Annotated in this window: 19 protein-coding genes; 17 read left to right on the forward strand and 2 right to left on the reverse strand. The window is 69.2% G+C overall.

Features of this window, described 5'->3' with window-relative positions:
• The first annotated feature begins 11 nt into the window (after positions 1 to 11).
• The 6 genes from DY023_RS15875 (at position 12) to DY023_RS15900 (ending at position 4,786) form a co-directional block, all read left to right on the forward strand.
• Positions 12 to 1,094, forward strand: coding sequence for a histidinol-phosphate transaminase (locus tag DY023_RS15875; protein WP_116243317.1), 1,083 nt, complete (start codon positions 12 to 14; stop codon positions 1,092 to 1,094).
• Positions 1,091 to 1,693 carry an imidazoleglycerol-phosphate dehydratase HisB gene (gene hisB / locus DY023_RS15880; RefSeq protein ID WP_116243318.1) on the forward strand — a complete coding sequence of 201 codons (603 nt, stop codon included), beginning with the start codon at positions 1,091 to 1,093 and terminating at the stop codon, positions 1,691 to 1,693. Before DY023_RS15875 ends, hisB begins: the two co-directional genes overlap by 4 nt.
• Entirely contained in the window at positions 1,690 to 2,325 is a 636-nt protein-coding gene (gene hisH / locus DY023_RS15885; RefSeq protein WP_116243319.1) for an imidazole glycerol phosphate synthase subunit HisH, read from the forward strand. Before hisB ends, hisH begins: the two co-directional genes overlap by 4 nt.
• A gap of 120 nt (positions 2,326 to 2,445) precedes the next feature.
• On the forward strand, positions 2,446 to 3,192 hold the full coding sequence (priA, locus tag DY023_RS15890; protein WP_116243360.1) for a bifunctional 1-(5-phosphoribosyl)-5-((5-phosphoribosylamino)methylideneamino)imidazole-4-carboxamide isomerase/phosphoribosylanthranilate isomerase PriA: 747 nt from the start codon (positions 2,446 to 2,448) through the stop codon (positions 3,190 to 3,192).
• Positions 3,176 to 3,964 (forward strand): SseB family protein, encoded by a 789-nt coding sequence (locus DY023_RS15895; RefSeq protein WP_116243320.1) that lies wholly within the window; start codon positions 3,176 to 3,178, stop codon positions 3,962 to 3,964. The genes priA and DY023_RS15895 overlap by 17 nt, the downstream gene beginning before the upstream one ends.
• Before the next feature lie 42 nt (positions 3,965 to 4,006).
• Positions 4,007 to 4,786: a DUF3626 domain-containing protein gene (locus DY023_RS15900; RefSeq protein ID WP_116243321.1), complete on the forward strand. Its 780-nt coding sequence runs from the start codon at positions 4,007 to 4,009 to the stop codon at positions 4,784 to 4,786.
• A gap of 103 nt (positions 4,787 to 4,889) precedes the next feature.
• Here DY023_RS15900 and DY023_RS15905 read toward each other — a convergent pair whose 3' ends face one another.
• Positions 4,890 to 5,294, reverse strand: coding sequence for a DUF1844 domain-containing protein (locus DY023_RS15905; RefSeq protein WP_425453472.1), 405 nt, complete (start codon positions 5,292 to 5,294; stop codon positions 4,890 to 4,892).
• A gap of 275 nt (positions 5,295 to 5,569) precedes the next feature.
• Here DY023_RS15905 and infC point away from each other — a divergent pair, with 275 nt between their 5' ends.
• The 8 genes from infC to DY023_RS15945 all read left to right on the forward strand — a co-directional run bounded on the left by infC (position 5,570) and on the right by DY023_RS15945 (position 11,177).
• Positions 5,570 to 6,163, forward strand: coding sequence for a translation initiation factor IF-3 (gene infC, locus DY023_RS15910; RefSeq protein ID WP_245958741.1), 594 nt, complete (start codon positions 5,570 to 5,572; stop codon positions 6,161 to 6,163).
• 79 nt (positions 6,164 to 6,242) lie between these two features.
• Positions 6,243 to 6,437 (forward strand): 50S ribosomal protein L35, encoded by a 195-nt coding sequence (gene rpmI, locus DY023_RS15915; protein ID WP_116243323.1) that lies wholly within the window; start codon positions 6,243 to 6,245, stop codon positions 6,435 to 6,437.
• 30 nt (positions 6,438 to 6,467) lie between these two features.
• Entirely contained in the window at positions 6,468 to 6,854 is a 387-nt protein-coding gene (gene rplT, locus DY023_RS15920) for a 50S ribosomal protein L20 (protein ID WP_116243324.1), read from the forward strand.
• Between the two features lie 66 nt (positions 6,855 to 6,920).
• Positions 6,921 to 7,721: a TrmH family RNA methyltransferase gene (locus DY023_RS15925; RefSeq protein ID WP_116243325.1), complete on the forward strand. Its 801-nt coding sequence runs from the start codon at positions 6,921 to 6,923 to the stop codon at positions 7,719 to 7,721.
• A 91-nt stretch (positions 7,722 to 7,812) separates the two neighbouring features.
• Positions 7,813 to 8,568, forward strand: a complete 756-nt coding sequence (locus DY023_RS15930) for an amino acid ABC transporter ATP-binding protein (RefSeq protein ID WP_116243326.1) — start codon at positions 7,813 to 7,815, stop codon at positions 8,566 to 8,568.
• Positions 8,569 to 8,619: 51 nt separating this feature from the next.
• Positions 8,620 to 9,540: a glutamate ABC transporter substrate-binding protein gene (locus tag DY023_RS15935; protein ID WP_116243327.1), complete on the forward strand. Its 921-nt coding sequence runs from the start codon at positions 8,620 to 8,622 to the stop codon at positions 9,538 to 9,540.
• Between the two features lie 60 nt (positions 9,541 to 9,600).
• The gene (locus tag DY023_RS15940; protein ID WP_116243328.1) at positions 9,601 to 10,248 is read left to right on the forward strand and encodes an amino acid ABC transporter permease; all 648 of its coding nucleotides are present in this window, start codon (positions 9,601 to 9,603) and stop codon (positions 10,246 to 10,248) included.
• The gene (locus DY023_RS15945) at positions 10,245 to 11,177 is read left to right on the forward strand and encodes an amino acid ABC transporter permease (protein WP_116243329.1); all 933 of its coding nucleotides are present in this window, start codon (positions 10,245 to 10,247) and stop codon (positions 11,175 to 11,177) included. Before DY023_RS15940 ends, DY023_RS15945 begins: the two co-directional genes overlap by 4 nt.
• Before the next feature lie 15 nt (positions 11,178 to 11,192).
• Here the strand turns inward: DY023_RS15945 and DY023_RS15950 are convergent, their stop codons facing one another.
• Positions 11,193 to 12,698 (reverse strand): gluconokinase, encoded by a 1,506-nt coding sequence (locus DY023_RS15950; protein WP_116243330.1) that lies wholly within the window; start codon positions 12,696 to 12,698, stop codon positions 11,193 to 11,195.
• Between the two features lie 93 nt (positions 12,699 to 12,791).
• Between DY023_RS15950 and DY023_RS15955 the strand changes: the two genes are divergently transcribed.
• From DY023_RS15955 to pheT, 3 genes are read left to right on the forward strand one after another with little or no spacing between them, the layout of a single operon-like run.
• Positions 12,792 to 14,210 carry a GntP family permease gene (locus DY023_RS15955; RefSeq protein WP_116243331.1) on the forward strand — a complete coding sequence of 473 codons (1,419 nt, stop codon included), beginning with the start codon at positions 12,792 to 12,794 and terminating at the stop codon, positions 14,208 to 14,210.
• 45 nt (positions 14,211 to 14,255) lie between these two features.
• Positions 14,256 to 15,296, forward strand: a complete 1,041-nt coding sequence (gene pheS / locus DY023_RS15960; protein WP_116243332.1) for a phenylalanine--tRNA ligase subunit alpha — start codon at positions 14,256 to 14,258, stop codon at positions 15,294 to 15,296.
• A complete protein-coding gene (gene pheT, locus DY023_RS15965; RefSeq protein ID WP_116243362.1) occupies positions 15,296 to 17,794 on the forward strand; it encodes a phenylalanine--tRNA ligase subunit beta in 2,499 nt (832 codons plus the stop codon). Before pheS ends, pheT begins: the two co-directional genes overlap by 1 nt.
• The last annotated feature ends 27 nt before the right edge of the window (positions 17,795 to 17,821 follow it).

Raw genomic sequence — 17,821 nt, forward strand, 5'->3', positions numbered from 1 at the left:
ACGATTGACAGGTGACCTCACTCGACGATCTGCCCCTCCGCGATGACCTGCGCGGACTCACTCCGTACGGCGCGCCGCAGGCGCCGCTGCCGGTCGCGCTGAACGTCAACGAGAACACGCATCCGGTTCCGGACGACGTCGCCGCCCAGATCCTCGACGACGTCGCGGCGGCGCTGCGCGAGGTGAACCGCTACCCGGACCGGGAGTTCACGCGGCTGCGCGAGGGCTTCGCCGCTTACCTCGGCCACGGCTTGCGTCCCGAGCAGATATGGGCCGGAAACGGTTCGAACGAGGTGCTGCAGCACGTCCTGCAGGCCTTCGCCGGCCCCGGACGCACCGCGTTCGGCTTCGCGCCGACCTACTCGATGTATCCGCTGCTGTCGCAGGGCACCGGTGCCCGGTGGATCGCGGGCACCCGTGACGACGATTTCCGGATCACGGCCGAGGACGCCGCGGCCCAGGTCGCAGTCGCCGACCCCGACGTCGTCTTCCTGTGTGCGCCGAACAACCCGACGGGCACGCCGCTCGGGCTCGACGTCATCGAGGCCGTGTACGAGGTCGCCCGCGGCGTGGTGATCGTCGACGAGGCGTATCAGGAGTTCGCGCCCAAGGCGGCACCCTCCGCGCTCACCCTGCTCGAGGGGCGTCCGCGTCTCGCCGTCTCGCGCACGATGAGCAAGGCCTTCGCGTTCGCCGGGGCCCGCGTCGGCTACCTCGCGGCCGACCCGGTGTTCATCGATGCACTGCGTCTGGTGCGCCTGCCGTATCACCTGAGCGCTCTGACCCAGGCGGCGGCGACAGCAGCGCTGCGGAACTCGGCGACGATGCTCCGCATGGTCGACGAGATCGTCGTCCAGCGCGACCGCATCACTGCAGGACTCGCCGAGCTCGGCTACCTGCCGCACGAGTCCTGGTCGAACTTCGTGCTGTTCGGCGGTGTGGACGACCCGCGTGCGACCTGGCAGGCGCTCTACGACCGCGGAGTGCTGATCCGCGATGTCGGCATCCCCGGTCACCTGCGTGTCAGTGCGGGCACCGAGGCGGAGACCACGGCGTTTCTCGACGCCATGGCGTCGGTAGGATCGGCAGCATGAGCGACCGCACCGCCAGCCGCACCCGCAGCACGTCCGAGTCCACCGTCGAGCTCGAGCTGAACCTCGACGGTACGGGTCGCAGCAGCATCGACACCTCGGTGCCGTTCTTCGACCACCTGCTGACGGCGTTCGCGAAGCACTCGCTCACCGACCTCACGGTGCGAGCCTCAGGCGACACGCACATCGACGCGCATCACACCGTGGAGGACGTGTCGATCGTGCTCGGCGATGCGATCCGCGAGGCTCTCGGCGACAAGGCAGGCATCTCCCGCTACGGCGACGCCCTGGTGCCGCTCGACGAGGCGCTGGCTCAGGCCGTCGTCGACATCTCCGGCCGGCCCTACCTGGTGCACTCCGGCGAGCCGGAGGGCTTCGAGTTCCACCTCATCGGCGGTCACTTCACCGGATCGCTGGTGCGGCACGCCTTCGAGGCGATCACCTATCACGCGGGCCTGACCGTGCACGTCCGCGTGCTCGGCGGTCGCGACCCCCATCACATCGCCGAAGCGGAGTTCAAGGCGTTCGCGCGCGCCTTCCGTCAGGCGAAGGCCCTCGACCCGCTGGTCGTGGGCATTCCCTCGACGAAGGGCGCACTGTGAGCCGCAGCCCCCGTGTCACCGTGTACGACTACGGGTCGGGCAACGTGCACTCCGCCGTCAAAGCGCTGGCGGTGGCGGGCGCCGATGTCGAGCTGACCGGCGACCGCACGAAGGCGCTCGAGGCGGACGGACTGTTCGTGCCCGGCGTGGGTGCGTTCGCCGCTGTCGCGCAGGCGCTCCGGTCTCACGGCGGCGACGAGATCATCGAACGACGCCTCGCCGGCGGGCGCGCCGTGCTCGGTGTGTGCGTCGGCATGCAGGTCATGTTCGAGCGTGGCGTCGAGCGCGGACAGGATGCCGAGGGACTCGGCGAGTGGCCGGGAACCGTCACCGAGCTCGAGTCGCCCGTGCTGCCGCACATGGGCTGGAACACCGTCGAGCCCGGCGAGGGCACCGTCCTGTTCCGCGGCATCGAGGAGGAGCGGTTCTACTTCGTGCACTCCTTCGCCGCGAAGCAGTGGGAACTCGACGTGCAGGCGCCGTTCCCGCAGCCCGCGGTGACCTACGCCACGTACGGCGAGCGCTTCCTCGCCGCCGTCGAGAACGGTCCGCTCGCTGCGACGCAGTTCCATCCCGAGAAGTCCGGCGAGGCCGGCATCCGGCTCCTGCGCAATTGGGTGTCCTCCCTCTGAGGGGGGCGTCCGAGCAGGACCGGCCGGGAGCGTCACGGCATTTGAGACGGCGCGGCGCCCGGGCTACGCTTTTCACTCGTGCCCGGGCTCGGGCATCCGATCTTCCCGAACAAGGACGACATGAACGACTTCGCGTCAACTCCCTCGCTCATCCTGCTGCCCGCGGTCGACGTCGCCGGCGGAAAGGCGGTGCGCCTCACCCAGGGCGAGGCCGGCACTGAGACCAGCTACGGCGACCCCGTCGACGCGGCAGGGGAGTGGGTCGACCAGGGCGCGCAGTGGATCCACCTCGTGGATCTGGATGCGGCGTTCGGGCGCGGCAGCAATGCCGGCATCCTGCGCAAGGTCATCAAGCAGTACCGCGGTGTGAGCGTCGAGCTCTCCGGCGGGATCCGTGACGACGCGAGTCTGGAGGCCGCTCTGGAGTCCGGCGCCTCCCGCATCAACCTCGGCACCGCCGCGCTGGAGAACCCGGAGTGGGCGGCCGACGTCATCGCCCGCTACGGCGAGGCCGTCGCCGTCGGACTCGATGTGCGCGGCACCACGCTCGCGGCGCGCGGCTGGACGAAGGAGGGCGGCGATCTCTGGGAGGTTCTCGACCGCCTCGAGGACGCCGGCTGCAGCCGCTACGTCGTCACCGACGTCACCAAGGACGGCACGCTGCGCGGCCCGAACCTCGACCTGCTGCGCGAGATGACCCAGCGCACGCCGAAGCCCGTCGTGGCCTCCGGTGGCATCGCCAGCCTCGACGACATCGCCGCCCTTCGTGAGCTCGTCCCGCTGGGCGTCGAGGGCGCGATCGTGGGCAAGGCGCTCTACGCCGGCGCGTTCACCCTGGCCGAGGCGCTGGATGTCGCCGGCGACTGACGACGCCTGCGACCACGGCAACGGGGCCGACTCTGCCGGCGTTCCCTGGGAGGGCCGCAGCTTCGAAGCCAACCAGCACGCGGCTGACGACGGCTCCGCCGACCCTGCGCTGCTGGACGCCCTGCTCCGGTTCCGGTCCGGTGACGGCTCCCAGGTCGAGGTCGTGGACGCCTTCCGCTCCGCCCGCGTGCTGGTGCCCCTGGTCGCCGAGAAGGGCGACGAGGGCGTCGGCCCGACGGGTCTGAAGGTGGACAAGACCCAGGAGCTCTCGATCGTCACGGTCGCGGCACCCGACGGACGCCGCGTGCAGCCGGTGTTCTCGTCGGTTCAGACGATGTCGCAGTGGGATGCTTCGGCACGGCCGATCCCGGTCGAGGCCGTGCGCGTGGCGCTGTCGGCCTCGAGCGAGGAGACCGATCTCATCGTGCTCGATCCGGCATCCGACACGGAGTTCGTGTTCCGCCGGCCGGCCGTCTGGGCGATCGCTCAGGACCAGCGCTGGGAGCCGAGCTTCCTCTCACCCGAGGTGTTCACCGCTCTGCAGGCGAGTGTCGCGCACGAGCTGGCCGTCATCGATGTGCACGTCTCGCCCGGTGATCCGGATGCCAGGATGCGCGGCCCCGAGCTGATCGTGACTCTCGAGCTCGCCGACGGGCTGGATCAGCAGACCCTCGACGCCGTGCTGGCCCGTCTCGCGCAGCGCTGGGCCGCCGACGACCGCATCGCGGTGCTCGTCGACTCGCTGAGCGTGAAGCTCACCCGCGCCGTCTGAAACATGTCCGGGCGTCAGGTGACGCTCACCTAGAGTCGAGGGATGCCCACGACCGTCGCGCTCCATTTCCACCCGAACTGGCCCTTCCAGAGCGGATCAGTGATCGAGGCGATGGCCGAGGCGGGAAGGTACCGCTCCCAGTTCGAGACCGCCACCTCCAACGGAGGTTTGACGGCGCATCCGGGAGGAGACCGTTGGCGGTGGGAGAGTCGTCTGTTCGCCGGTCGATACGACGGCCGCCCGGCCGAGGAGCGCCCGGTGTACGGGGCGGTCGCCGGAGAGGACGACTACGGCCCTGCGACGCGGTTCGGATCCGCTCATCTGCGGCTGCGTCCGGAGGTCACCGCGCGGACCACCTTCTGCTACCCGGATTCGGTGTTCGAGCCGGACGGCGTCGTCGAGCAGGGCGGCGTCGACGTGCTCGTCGCACGGATGCAGGCGGACGACCAGGACCTGCTCGATCGCTACGTCGAGGCGCACGTGCACGGCGGGATCCGTTTCGCTGCTGACGTCGAGGCGATCGTCCTCGACCCGTGCTTCCGTGGAACCGCGGTGCAGGATGCGGCCGAGCGCCTGGGCTGCGCCGTCGAGTTCCATCCCGGGTTCCTGGTGCGCACCGAAGACCTCGACGAGGAGTATCGCGGCCCCGAGCCTCTGCGGCTGGCCCGAGAACTGGGGGCGGAGCTGACACCGGAGGTCGTCGGTGCGGCGGTGCGGACGGGTCGTCACGACCCGCAGACGCTCAAGCGCGTCTGGCATCTGCTCGCCCGCTACGGCCGTTCGGTGCCCGCCCCGTCTCTCCAAGGTCAGACGGAGGCGTGAGGCGGTCGGGAGGTTCCCGGAGCGAGCATCGGGAGGGGCCCGCGAAGCGGGAAGGAACCCGCTCTGCGAGCGCAGGGAACCTCCCGACCGTCGACCCCTCGACTCAGCTGACCGGCCCCGTCCACTTCTCGCCGGGGCCCTTGCCCACGGGATCGGGGACGGGGGAGGCCTCGCGGAAGGCGAGCTGCAGCGAGCGGAGCCCGTCGCGCAGCGGGCGTGCGTGCGCATCGCTGATCTCGGGTGCGCCGGCGGTGATGAGACCGGCGAGCGCATTGATCAGCTTGCGCGCCTCGTCGAGATCGAGCTGGGAATCGGGGTCGTCCGCGAGGCCGAGCTTCACGGCCGCAGCGCTCATCAGGTGCACGGCGGTGGTCGTGATGACCTCGACCGCGGGGACGTCCGCGATGTCGCGCGTGGCGGCGTTCGCCGCCGCTTCCTGCTGCGCCCAGCGCTCGTGGCGGTCGTCGTCGTGGTCGTGCTGGGGCTGGTCCTGGGCAGGAATCGTCACTTCGGGGTGCCTTCTGGTAGACTTCAGCGGGCTCCGGAGCGTCATGCTCCGGCACGAAAGAGGATTCATTCCCACCCGCGCTTGCCGTTCCAGGCTACCGGGTTCTGCACCCCGCCGGATTCCGGTGGAAAGGGTGTGTAAGCCGGTGCTTCGTATGCATCGGCGGGTGGGGAGACTCCGATTTCGCCCGGGACGTCGCACGACGGACCGGTGGCCGAAACCCCACGTCTAAGGAGTTCCGCATCAGCGATCCCCGCACCAATGACCGCATCCGAGTGCCCGAGGTCCGCCTCGTCGGCCCCGGAGGCGAGCAGATCGGCGTCGTCGCCATCCAGGTGGCGCTGCGTCTCGCACAGGAGGCAGACCTCGACCTCGTCGAGGTGGCTCCCAACTCGAAGCCCCCCGTGGTCAAGATCATGGACTACGGCAAGTTCAAGTACGAGGCTGCGCAGAAGGCGAAGGAAGCGCGCCGCAACCAGGCGAACACCATCCTCAAAGAGGTCCGGTTCCGCCTGAAGATCGAGGCTCACGACTACACGACCAAGCTCAAGCGCGCAGAGGGCTTCCTCAAGGCCGGCGACAAGGTCAAGGCCATGATCCTGTTCCGCGGTCGCGAGCAGTCGCGCCCCGAGCAGGGCGTCCGCCTGCTGCGCAAGTTCGCGGAGGATGTCGCCGAGTTCGGCACCGTCGAGTCGAACCCGACGATCGACGGCCGCAACATGGTGATGGTCGTGGCCCCCCTGAAGAACAAGTCCGAGGCGAAGGCCGAGCAGAACGCGGTCCGCACCGCGAACAAGCAGGCTGCACGCGAGGCCAAGAACAGCGCCGGCGCACCGGCGCAGGCCGCTGAGGACGCCTCCGCGGAGTGATCCGCCCCACAGCTCCCGCCGCGTAAGCAGGCGGGTACCCCACCAGCATCCGCACGGGTGCCACACGAAGGAAGAGAAGATGCCGAAGCAGAAGACCCACTCGGGTGCTAAGAAGCGCTTCAAGATCACCGGCAGCGGCAAGCTGAAGAAGCAGCAGGCCGGTATGCGCCACAACCTCGAGCACAAGTCGAGCCGTCGCACCCGCCGTCTGAACCAGGACCAGGTGCTGTCGAAGGCAGACACCAAGGTCGCGAACAAGCTCCTCGGCCGCTGACGCGCCCGAACGCACGATAGGAACACGAAAATGGCAAGAGTCAAGCGCGCAGTAAACGCGCACAAGAAGCGTCGGGTCATCCTCGAGCGCGCCTCGGGTTACCGCGGCCAGCGTTCGCGCCTCTACCGCAAGGCGAAGGAGCAGGTCACCCACTCGCTCGTCTACGCGTACCGCGACCGTCGCAAGCGCAAGGGCGACTTCCGCCGTCTGTGGATCCAGCGCATCAACGCCGCTGCCCGCCAGAACGGCATCACCTACAACCGCTTCATCCAGGGCCTCGGCCTCGCGGGTGTGCAGGTCGACCGTCGTATGCTCGCCGACCTGGCCGTGACCGACGCCGCCGCGTTCGCGACGCTGGTCGAGGTCGCGAAGAAGGCGCTTCCCTCGGACGTCAACGCTCCGAAGGCTGCTGCCTGATCATCCGGCATCCATGAAGGGCGTCTCCCGCAGGGGAGGCGCCCTTCTTGTCTCTAGACTGGTGGCGTGCTGGAGAATCCTCGCTCGCCCCGCGTCCGTGCCGTCGCCAAGCTCACGAAGCGCAGTGCGCGCACCGAGACCGGCCTGTTCCTGCTCGAAGGCCCGCAGGCGGTGCGCGAGGCGCTGACCTATCGCCCCGAGGCGATCGTCGACCTGTTCGTCACCCCCACCAGCTGGGAGAAGCACGCCGACCTGCGCGACATGGCCGAGGATGCCGGTGTCGAGGCCGAGTTCGTCACCGAGAGCGTGCTCGCCGCGATGGCCGACACCGTCACGCCGCAGGGGCTGGTCGCCGTCGCCAGGCAGACCCCCACCTCGGTGAAGGACATCTTCGCGGCATCCCCGCGCCTGATCGCTATCTGCGAGGAGGTGCGCGACCCCGGCAACCTCGGCACGATCATCCGCGCCGCGGATGCGGCGGGGGCGGATGCCGTGGTGCTGACCGGCCGCACGGTCGACCCGTACAACCCCAAGGTGGTGCGTTCCACCACCGGCTCACTGTTCCACCTGCCGGTGTCGGTCGGAGGCGATCTCGCCGATGTCGTGCAGCGTGCGCACGCGGCGGGCCTGCAGATCCTCGCCGCGGATGTGAAGGGCGACGATCTGCTCGCGGCCCGTGCCGAGGGCGTGCTCGCGCAGCCCAGCGGATGGCTGTTCGGCAACGAGGCCCGCGGCCTCGCCGATGAGGCGCTGGAGCTGGCCGATCGTGTGCTGAAGCTGCCGATCTTCGGCCGGGCCGAATCGCTGAACCTCGCCACCGCGGCCAGCGTCTGCCTGTACGAGAGCGCCTTCGCGCAGCGCGCCTGAGAGGTTTCCACCTCGTTTCCGCCTGGTCACGAAAGCACAACAGCGTATTTCGCTCTCGCGCGGTGTCCGGCGTGCGCTCTAGTGTGGAGGAATGGCAGAGAGCAAGGGCGCGGACGCCCTGGTCGTGGTCGACCACGTCGAGAAGCACTATGGCGACTTCCACGCGCTGAAGGACATCAATCTCACCGTCGACAAGGGCGAGGTGGTCGTCGTCATCGGCCCGTCAGGGTCCGGAAAGTCGACGCTGTGTCGCACGATCAACCGCCTCGAGACCATCACCAGCGGTGAGATCCGCATCGACGGCGCCCTCCTCCCCGCCGAGGGCAAGGGCCTCGCGAAGCTGCGTGCCGATGTCGGCATGGTGTTCCAGTCGTTCAACCTGTTCGCGCATCTCACCATCCTCGAGAACGTCACCCTCGGGCCGATCAAGGTGCGCGGCATGAAGAAGGCGGACGCCGACAAGCAGGCGATGATGCTCCTGGAGCGGGTCGGCGTCGGTCAGCAGGCGCAGAAGCTCCCCGCGCAGCTGTCCGGCGGACAGCAGCAGCGCGTCGCGATCGCGCGCGCCCTCGCCATGCAGCCGAAGGTGATGCTGTTCGACGAGCCCACCAGCGCCCTCGACCCGGAGATGATCAACGAGGTCCTGGACGTCATGGTGCAGCTCGCGCACGAGGGCATGACCATGATCGTGGTCACCCACGAGATGGGCTTCGCCCGTAAGGCCGCGAACCGCGTCGTCTTCATGGCGGACGGCTCGATCGTCGAAGAGGCGACGCCGGAGGAGTTCTTCACGAATCCGAAGAGCGACAGGGCGAAGGACTTCCTCTCGAAGCTGCTCACCCACTGACCTTCCCCGCGCGGAGATCCCGCGCACACACAGCACACGAAGGAGACGCACATGCGACGCACCAAGACTCTCGCGGCGATCGGAATCGCCGCGACCGCCCTGCTCGCCCTGACGGCGTGCAACAGCGGAACCCCCAGCAACCCCGGCGGCACGGGCGGCGGAGACGGCGACGGCGGCGACGCCGACAAGACGCCCTGGACCGTCGCCGAGGACGTCGCCCTCGAGGGCAGCCCGACCTTCGACGCGATGGAGGAGCGTGGCAAGGTCGTCATCGGCGTCAAGGAGGACCAGCCGGGTCTCGGGTACATCGATGTCACGACCCAGGAGCGCTCCGGCTTCGACGTCGACATCGCCCGCTGGATCGCCGCCTCGCTGGGCTTCGACGAGGACCAGATCGACTTCCAGGCGATCGCGTCCGCGAACCGCGAGCAGGCGATCGTGAACGGTGACATCGACTACTACGTCGGCACCTACTCGATCACCGACAAGCGCAAGGAGCAGATCGACTTCGCGGGTCCGTACTTCATCACCGGTCAAGGCCTCCTCGTCGCGGCCGACGACGACACCATCAAGAGCGAGAAGGACCTCAACAAGGACACCACGGTGTGCTCTGCGACCGGCTCCACCCCGATCCAGAACATCCGCACCAACTTCCCCGAGGTCCCCACCAAGGAGTTCGATCTGTACTCGGCCTGCGTCGAGGCTCTGCTGAACGGCACCGTCCAGGCTGTGACCACCGACCAGGCCATCCTGATCGGCTACGCCGCACAGGACCCCGAGAAGCTGAAGGTCGTCGGCGAGCCGTTCACCGTCGAGAAGTACGGCGTGGGTCTGGCGAAGGGCGATGACGCGCTGCGCCAGCACATCAACGACCTGTTCACCGACGGCAACGACGTCTGGCAGCAGATCTTCGACAACAACCTCGGCTCGTCCGGCATCACAGTCGAGCAGCCCGAGGTCGACGCGTACTGATCACCAGGTCGGGGGCGGCGATGGCCGTCCCCGACCTCGCACCTGACAGGGGGAGGCTCCATGGGAGTCATCTTCGACAACATGGATCTGTGGCCCCAGGCTCTGGGGAACACCCTCATCCTCTTCTTCGCGGGCGGACTGCTCGCTCTCGTGCTGGGCATCATCGTGGGCGCCATGCGCGTCTCGCCGGTGCCGATCGCTCGGGCAGTCGGTACGGTCTACGTCAACCTGGTGCGCAACACACCGCTGACACTGGTCTTCTTCTTCTTCGTCTTCGGCTACCCCCAGCTCGGACTTCCGCGTCTCAACGCCGTCACTCTCGGAGTTCTCGCGCTCGGCATCTACACGGCGACATACGTGGCCGAGGTTCTCCGCGCCGGCATCAACACCGTGCCCGTCGGGCAGGCGGAGGCCGCCCGCGCGATCGGACTCCCGTTCGGGCAGGTCATGACGCTGGTGGTGCTGCCGCAGGCCTTCCGCTCGGTCGTGCCGCCGATGATGAGCGTGTTCATCGCGCTGCTCAAGAACACGACGGTCGCCGCAGGTTTCGCGATCACCGAGCTCGGTGCGGTCCGAGCGTTCATGAGCGAGCGCGGTGAGAACGCCCTCGTCGTGCTGCTCTGGGTCGCGGCCATCTTCGTCGCCCTGGTCATGCTGCTGAGCTGGGCGCAGCGAAGCCTCGAGAACAAGTGGAGGATCGCGCGATGAGCTCCGTCCTGTACGACGTCCCCGGCCCGAAGGCTGCGCGGCGCAACCTGATCCTCGGGGTGGTGACCGTGCTGGTCGTGCTCGCGATCGTGGGCTTCATCGCCTACCGGTTCGCGGTCACGGGTCAGTTCGATCCCTCACGCTGGTACGTGTTCACCTTCACCGCGGTGTGGGAGCAGATCCTCACTGCGCTGGGGAACACCCTTGCGGCGTTCGCGGCGGCGGCGGTGCTGAGCCTCGTGCTCGCCTTCGTCCTCGCCATCGGCCGGCTGTCCGATCACGCCTGGGTGCGAGTGCCCATCACGGTGATCACCGAGTTCTTCCGCGCGGTCCCGGTGCTGGTGTTCATGATGCTGCTGTTCTACGGCCTCCCTGTGGTCGGCATCAAGATGTCGCCGTACTGGGCTGTGGTGATCGCGCTGACGATGTACAACGGATCGGTTCTCGCCGAGGCTCTGCGTGCGGGTGTCGAAGCTCTGCCGCGTGGCCAGAAGGAAGCCGGCTACGCGATCGGCCTGCGCAAGAGCGGCGTGATGACATTGATCCTGCTGCCGCAGGCCGTCCGTGCGATGCTCCCCGTGATCGTCTCGCAGCTCGTCGTCACGCTGAAGGACACCGCGCTCGGATTCATCATCACCTACCCCGAGCTGCTCTACTTCGCCAAGCTTCTCGGTTCTCAGCAGGGGCGTCCCGTCCTGCAGTCCGCGATCGTCATCGGCGGCATCTACATCGTGATGTGTCTGATCCTCGCCGCGATCGCGAAGTGGGTCGAGAAGAAGACGTCGCGTTCGCCGAAGCTGAAGGGCTACGCACCGGAGGCCGGCGGCGGAGACCCGCGGATCCACGACGGTTCGACGGTGACCGAGGTCATCGCGATGCAGCGCGGCGCGGGCAAGTTCGACGCAGGCAGCGGCATCCCGCCGCAGTGAGATGCGGTGACCGCGCTACGGCGCGATCACCGCGTCGTACGCGGCGTCGAAGCGCTCGCGCAGGTCGGCGTAGTAGTCCTGCTCTGCGGCATCCGGCAGCACGGGCTCGGTCGGCGGGATCTGCGCCATCGGCCTGCTCGGCTCGAGCACGGAGAGGGCGATCACGGCCGCGCCTCGCATGGTCACGCGCTTGACGTTCACGACCTGCACCGGGAACCCGATCGCCTGTGCCACGACGCGCATCAGGCCGGGGAAGTGGCCGGTGACGCCGCCCGAGGCGATCACGCGCTGCACTCCGGGGTTCGCCTCGACGAGCTGCGCGAACACCCGGCCGTACGAGACCGCCACGCCCTCGGCGGCGCCGCGCCACAGGTCGAGGGGCGTCGTCGAGGACGACACCCCCGTGAGCACAGCCCTGGCGTCGCCGGCCCAACCGGTGGCGCGTTCGCCGGTGAGGAAGGGCAGCATCAAGGGCGTCCCCGCCGACGGAGGAGCGGTGAGCGTCTGCTCGATCGCCTCGAGCGGGGCCGGGGCGAGCGTGGACTGCAGCCACAGCATCACGCGCCCCACGTCGTTCAGCGCGCCGCCGACGATCGACTGGGATCGCGAGACCCGATAGGCCCAGAGGCCCGAGGGCAGAACCTCGGGCGTGCCGTCCACGATCACCCGGATCGCGCCCGACGTGGCCGCCGACATCGCCGCGACATCCGGGGTGTCGGCGCCGACGCCGACATTCGACGCATAGCCGTCCGGAACGGCGGGGAACCACGCGGCGCCCTCGAGCGCGGGCCAGCGCAGAGCGACCTCGGGCGAGACGTCGGTGAGCGGCTGATCGGGGTCGACGATGGGCGCGAAGCGCGAACGATCCACCCCGACCTCGGCGAGCAGCTCGTCGTCCAGCTCGCAGGTGTGACGGTTGAGGATGCCGGCCCACGCCATCGTGGAGGTCGCAGCGCCCTCCACACCCGCGAGCACGGCGTAGACGTACTCGCCGAGGGAGAGGAACTTGGCCGTCCCGGCGAACACATCGGGGAACTCGTCCTGCAGCCAGAGCAGCCGGGGCGGGTGGTAGCTGGTGTGCAGGCGTGCGCCGATGCGCTGGTGCACGGCGGTCTCGTCGAGCCGGGCGCGCAGCCGGGCGAGATGTGCGGCTGACCGCGAATCGGCGTAGGTGAAGCAGGGTGTCAGCGCCCGCCCTTCGGCATCCACGCACACCAGGGACGAGGCGAACGTGTCCATCACGACGGCGCGGATACGCCCGGGCGCTATGCCGGCGGTGACCTGGCCGATGAGGTCCGCCACCTCGGCGGTCACCTGATCGGCGTCGATCTCGACCGTGCCGTCCGCGGCCTCCGTGAACACGTGGTCCGCTTTGGCCATGCGCTTCTTGACCGGACGCGCGTAGGCGTCGTAGAGGCAGCACCTGGTGGAGCCGGAGCCGATGTCGATCGCGAGGACGAACGGATCAGGAGCATCCTCGATCGTGATGCTGCGGGTCGTGGGGACATCCTCGTGCGCCATCTGCTCACCCCTCTCGCGGCCGATCCTATCCGTCCGCTAGCGTGTGCGGTACGGCACGGGCCGACGCCGACCCGCCGCAGTGAGGAGTTCGTCATGCACGTTTCCTTCAGTTCCGGATCAGCAGTCCTGGGCAGGCTCCTTCCGCTCGCCGACCCGGTGGAACCCGCAGCGGGGACGACCCAGCTGATCATCGCGGCGGTCGTGTCGATCGCCGTGATCGTCGTGCTGATCGTCTGGGTCAAGATGCATCCGTTCTTCGCCCTGATGCTGGGCGCGGCGGTGATGGCCATCGCGGCGAACATGGGCTTCGAGAACGCGTTCACCTCGTTCTCGGCGGGACTCGGCGCCACCGTCGGCGGTGTCGGCGTGCTGATCGTGCTCGGTGCGGTGATCGGAAGATTCCTCACCGAATCCGGCGGTGCCGACGAGATCGTCGACACCATCCTCGCCAAGACGCCGCTGAAGCGGCTGCCCTGGGCGATGGCGTTCGCGGCCTTCATCATCGGCATTCCGCTGTTCTTCGAGGTCGGTGTCGTGCTGCTCATCCCGATCGTGATGCTGGTCGCGAAGCGCGCGAAGCTGCCGGTCATCCTCGTCGGCATCCCCGCGCTGGCCGGCCTCTCCGCGCTGCACGGCCTGGTGCCGCCGCACCCCGGGCCGCTGATCGCGATCGACGCACTCGGTGCGAACCTCGGGCTGACCCTGGCGTTCGGCCTGCTGGTCGCCGTGCCCACCGTGATCATCGCCGGCCCCGTGCTCGCGAAGCCGATGGCCAGATGGGTGCCCATCCAGGCCACCAGCCAGCTGCTCGACGCCGTCGACGAGGCCGATGAGGAGGAGCGCCGGCGTCCGTCGTTCGGCATCGCCCTGTCGGTGGTGCTGATGCCGGTGGTACTGATGCTGCTGATGACCGTGGTGGAGGCGATGGGCGTCGGCGAGTCCGTCGTCGGCCAGGTGCTGGTCTGGATCGGCACTCCGCTGCAGGCGCTCCTGATCACGTCGCTGTACGCGATGATCGTGCTCGGCACCGCTCTCGGCCGCTCGATGGCGGAGGTCTCGCGGGAGACCGGCGCGGCCTTCGCTCCGATCGCCTCGATCCTGCTGATCGTCGGCGCGGGTGGCGGATTCAAGCAGACCCTCGTCGACTCCGGTGTCGGGCAGGTCATCGGCAACGGCATCGCCGGCTCCGGCATCCCGCTGCTGATCGCCGGCTGGCTCGTCGCCGTCGTCATCCGCCTGGCCACGGGATCCGCCACGGTCGCGACCATCACCGCGGCCGGGATCATGGCGCCTCTGGTGGGCGATCTCAGCGCGACGCACGTGGCGCTGATGGTGCTCTCGATCGGCGCGGGCTCGGTGTTCCTCTCGCACGTGAACGACGCGGGGTTCTGGCTGGTGAAGGAGTACTTCGGCATGACGGTCGGGCAGACGTTCAAGACCTGGAGCCTGATGGAGTGCGCGGTGTCGGTCGTGGGGCTCGCCGGGGTGCTGGTGCTCGGTCTGATCGTCTGACCGCGGCGCTTCGGGGCGCCGCGTGCGCCGGTAGAATCGATTCTCGTGTCAGATGCCCCAGAGATCACGCCCGAGGCGGTGGAATCCGCCGTCGCCGCCGCGCTCGCAGCGATCGGCTCCGCCGCCGACACCGCAGAGCTGAAACAGGCCCGCCACGACCACGTCGCGGAGGGCTCGCCGCTCGCGCTGCTGAACGCCTCGATGCGCCAGGTCGCGCCGGAGCACAAGGCGACGTTCGGCAAGCTCATCGGTCAGGGGCGGGGCCGGGTCACCCAGGCGCTCGCCGCCAAGGAGGCCGAGCTCGCCGAGGCCGAGACCGCCGCGCGCCTCGAGGCCGAGCGTGTCGACATCACCGCGGTGCCCTCGCGCACCCGGGTCGGCGCCCGGCACCCGCTGACCCTGCTGCAGGACCAGATCTGCGACATCTTCGTCGGCATGGGCTGGGAGATCGCGGAGGGCCCCGAGCTCGAGCACGAGTGGTTCAACTTCGACGCGCTGAACTTCGACGTGGACCACCCGGCCCGCCAGGAGCAGGACACCTTCTACGTCGACCCGCCCTCCCGCCACCTGGTGATGCGCACCCACACCAGCCCGGTGCAGGTGCGCTCGATGCTCGACCGCGACGTGCCGATCTACGTGCTCTGCCCCGGACGGGTGTACCGCACCGACGAGTTCGACGCGACCCACCTGCCGGTGTTCACCCAGTTCGAGGGCCTCGTCATCGACAAGGGCATCTCGATGGCGCACCTCAAGGGCACCCTCGATCACGTCGCCCGGCAGATGTTCGGGCCGGAGGCGAAGACCCGCTTCCGCACCAACTACTTCCCCTTCACCGAGCCGTCGGCCGAGCTCGATCTGTGGCACCCCACCTTCAAGGGCGGGGCACGCTGGATCGAGTGGGGCGGATGCGGCATGGTCAACCCCAACGTGCTGCGCGCAGCGGGGATCGACCCCGAGGTCTACAGCGGCTTCGCGTTCGGGATGGGCGTCGAGCGCGGGCTCATGTTCCGCAGCGACGTGAAGGACATGCGCGACATGGCAGAGGGCGATGTGCGCTTCAGCGAGCAGTTCGGGATGGTGGTGTGATGCGCGTCCCGCTCTCGTGGCTGCGTGAATACGTCGATGTGGCCCCGGATGCCACGCCGGAGGATGTCCTCGCGGCGCTGGTGACGGTCGGATTCGAAGAGGAGGAGGTCCACCGCTTCGAGATCTCCGGGCCCGTCGTGGTCGGCCAGGTGCTCTCCGTCGAGCCCGAGCCGCAGAAGAACGGCAAGACCATCAACTGGTGCCAGGTGGATGTCGGCGAGGCCGAGCCCCGCGGAATCGTCTGCGGCGCGCACAACTTCATCGCCGGCGACAAGGTCGTCGTGACGCTGCCCGGTGCCGTGCTACCCGGTCCGTTCCCGATCGCGGCGCGCAAGACCTACGGCCACGTCTCCGACGGCATGATCGCCTCGGCCCGCGAGCTGGGCCTGGGCGACGAGCACGACGGCATCATCGTGCTGTCGACGCTCGGACTCGACCCCGAGGTCGGCACCGACGCGATCGCGCTGCTCGGCCTCGACGACGTCGCCGTCGACATCAACGTCACGCCGGACCGCGGCTACGCGTTCTCGATCCGCGGCGTCGCCCGCGAGTACTCGCACGCGACCGGTGCGACCTTCCGCGACCCGGCCGACCGTGACGCCGCCGACCTCGTCCCCGGCGACGGTCACACCGCCGTCGTCACCGATGAGAACCCGATCCGCGGTCGCGTGGGCGCCACCGAGTTCGTCACCCGGGTCGTGCGCGGTGTCGACCCGTCGCGCCCGACGCCGCCGTGGATGGTCTCGCGCCTCGTTCTGGCCGGCATGCGGTCGCTCGGCATCCTCATCGACATCACCAACTATGTGATGCTCGAGCTGGGCAACCCGGTGCATGGCTACGACCTCGACAAGCTCGACGGCACGATCACCGTGCGCCGCGCGTCGGCGGGCGAGAAGATGGTCACCCTCGACGGTCAGGAGCGCACCCTGCACGTCGAGGACCTGCTCATCACCGACGGTTCGGGGCCGATCGGCCTCGCCGGCGTCATGGGCGGCGGCACCACCGAGATGAGCGAGACGACGCAGAACGTGCTCATCGAGGCGGCGACCTTCGACCAGGTCACGATCGCCCGTTCCGCCCGCAGGCACAAGCTGCCCAGTGAGGCGTCCAAGCGCTTCGAGCGCGGCGTCGACCCCCGCATCCCGTTCGTCGCGGCCCGTCGCGTCGCCGACCTCATGGTCGAACTCGCCGGCGGCACGCTGACCGACGAGGGCGGCGCGCTGTTCGCGGAGATCGCCACCTCCACGATCCAGCTGCCGGCCGGCTTCGTGCCGGGCCTCATCGGCGTCGACTACACGGACGCCGAGATCGAGAGTGCTCTGCAGACGATCGGCGCCTCCGTCCAGGCATCGGATGCCGGATGGACGGTCACCCCGCCCAGCTGGCGCCCCGACCTCACCGACAAGTGGACGCTCGCCGAGGAGGTCGCCCGTATCCACGGGCTGGACCGCATCCCGTCCGTGCTGCCCGTGCCCCCGTCCGGGCGCGGCTACACCGTGCTGCAGCAGGGCCGGCGGCGCGTCGCCGACGCGCTCGCCGCTGCGGGCTTCGTCGAGACCCCCGCGTTCCCCTTCACGAGCGAGCAGCAGAACGACCTGCACGGATCGGCGTCGGGGGAGCATCTGCCGAGCATCCGTCTGGCGAACGCCCTGGACGGCCAGGCGGCGTTCCTGCGGCGCTCGCTTATCCCGGGGCTGGTGCAGACGGCGCACCGCAACGCGGCGCGCGGACTCACCGATCTGTCGCTGTTCGAGACCGGCATCGTGTTCACGCCCGCGCCGGGTGTCGAGTACGGCACTGCCGAGGTTCCGCCGCTCGGCGTGCGTCCGTCCGACGAGAAGCTCGCCGAGCTGAACGCCGCCATCCCGCCGCAGCCGCGGCACCTCGCGGTGCTGCTCGCAGGCAACGTGGCGCCCCGCCAGCCCGGTCGCGCGGCTGAGGCCGCCGGTCTCGCCGAGGCTCTCGACGCCGTCCGCGTCGTGGCATCCGCCGCCGGCGTCGAGATCGACGTGACCCAGACGTCGCGGGCCGCGCTGCACCCGGGTCGTGCCGGTGCGCTGAGCGTGGCCGGCGAGGAGGTCGGCTACGTCGGCGAGCTGCACCCGCAGGTCTCGGCCGACGCCGACCTGCACGGGCGCGTCACCGTTCTCGAGCTCGACCTCGACCGCGTGCTGTCGCTGGCCGGTGAGCGTATCGTCGCCGCATCCCTCTCCGGGTTCCCTGCGGCCACGCAGGACGTCTCACTCGTGCTGCCGGCGGATGTGCCGGCCGCCGAGGTGCGTGCCGCGCTCGTCGCGGGTGCCGGCGAGCTGCTCGAGTCGGTGCGACTGGTGGACGACTACCGCGGTGAGGGGCTGGAAGAGGGCTTCAAGAGCCTGAGCTTCGCGCTGCGCTTCCGCGCGGACGACCGCACGCTCACCGCGGCTGAGGCGACCGAGGCGAAGCTCGCCGGCGTCGCCGTCGCCACGGAGCGCTTCGGAGCCAGCATCCGCGACTGATCCCCGAGACCCCGTCCGGTTGCCGAG

The organism is Microbacterium bovistercoris (assembly GCF_003387575.1).
Lineage (GTDB): Bacteria > Actinomycetota > Actinomycetes > Actinomycetales > Microbacteriaceae > Microbacterium > Microbacterium bovistercoris.

Coding starts and splice junctions, on each gene's coding strand:
- DY023_RS15955 (WP_116243331.1), top strand. CDS start 12,792: ATGCACGTTTCCTTCAGTTCCGGATCAGCAGTCCTGGGCAGGCTCCTT.
- DY023_RS15895 (WP_116243320.1), top strand. CDS start 3,176: ATGTCGCCGGCGACTGACGACGCCTGCGACCACGGCAACGGGGCCGAC.
- DY023_RS15930 (WP_116243326.1), top strand. CDS start 7,813: ATGGCAGAGAGCAAGGGCGCGGACGCCCTGGTCGTGGTCGACCACGTC.
- DY023_RS15950 (WP_116243330.1), bottom strand. CDS start 12,698: ATGGCGCACGAGGATGTCCCCACGACCCGCAGCATCACGATCGAGGAT.
- rplT (WP_116243324.1), top strand. CDS start 6,468: ATGGCAAGAGTCAAGCGCGCAGTAAACGCGCACAAGAAGCGTCGGGTC.
- DY023_RS15940 (WP_116243328.1), top strand. CDS start 9,601: ATGGGAGTCATCTTCGACAACATGGATCTGTGGCCCCAGGCTCTGGGG.
- hisB (WP_116243318.1), top strand. CDS start 1,091: ATGAGCGACCGCACCGCCAGCCGCACCCGCAGCACGTCCGAGTCCACC.
- DY023_RS15900 (WP_116243321.1), top strand. CDS start 4,007: ATGCCCACGACCGTCGCGCTCCATTTCCACCCGAACTGGCCCTTCCAG.
- DY023_RS15945 (WP_116243329.1), top strand. CDS start 10,245: ATGAGCTCCGTCCTGTACGACGTCCCCGGCCCGAAGGCTGCGCGGCGC.
- rpmI (WP_116243323.1), top strand. CDS start 6,243: ATGCCGAAGCAGAAGACCCACTCGGGTGCTAAGAAGCGCTTCAAGATC.
- priA (WP_116243360.1), top strand. CDS start 2,446: ATGAACGACTTCGCGTCAACTCCCTCGCTCATCCTGCTGCCCGCGGTC.
- DY023_RS15935 (WP_116243327.1), top strand. CDS start 8,620: ATGCGACGCACCAAGACTCTCGCGGCGATCGGAATCGCCGCGACCGCC.
- pheT (WP_116243362.1), top strand. CDS start 15,296: ATGCGCGTCCCGCTCTCGTGGCTGCGTGAATACGTCGATGTGGCCCCG.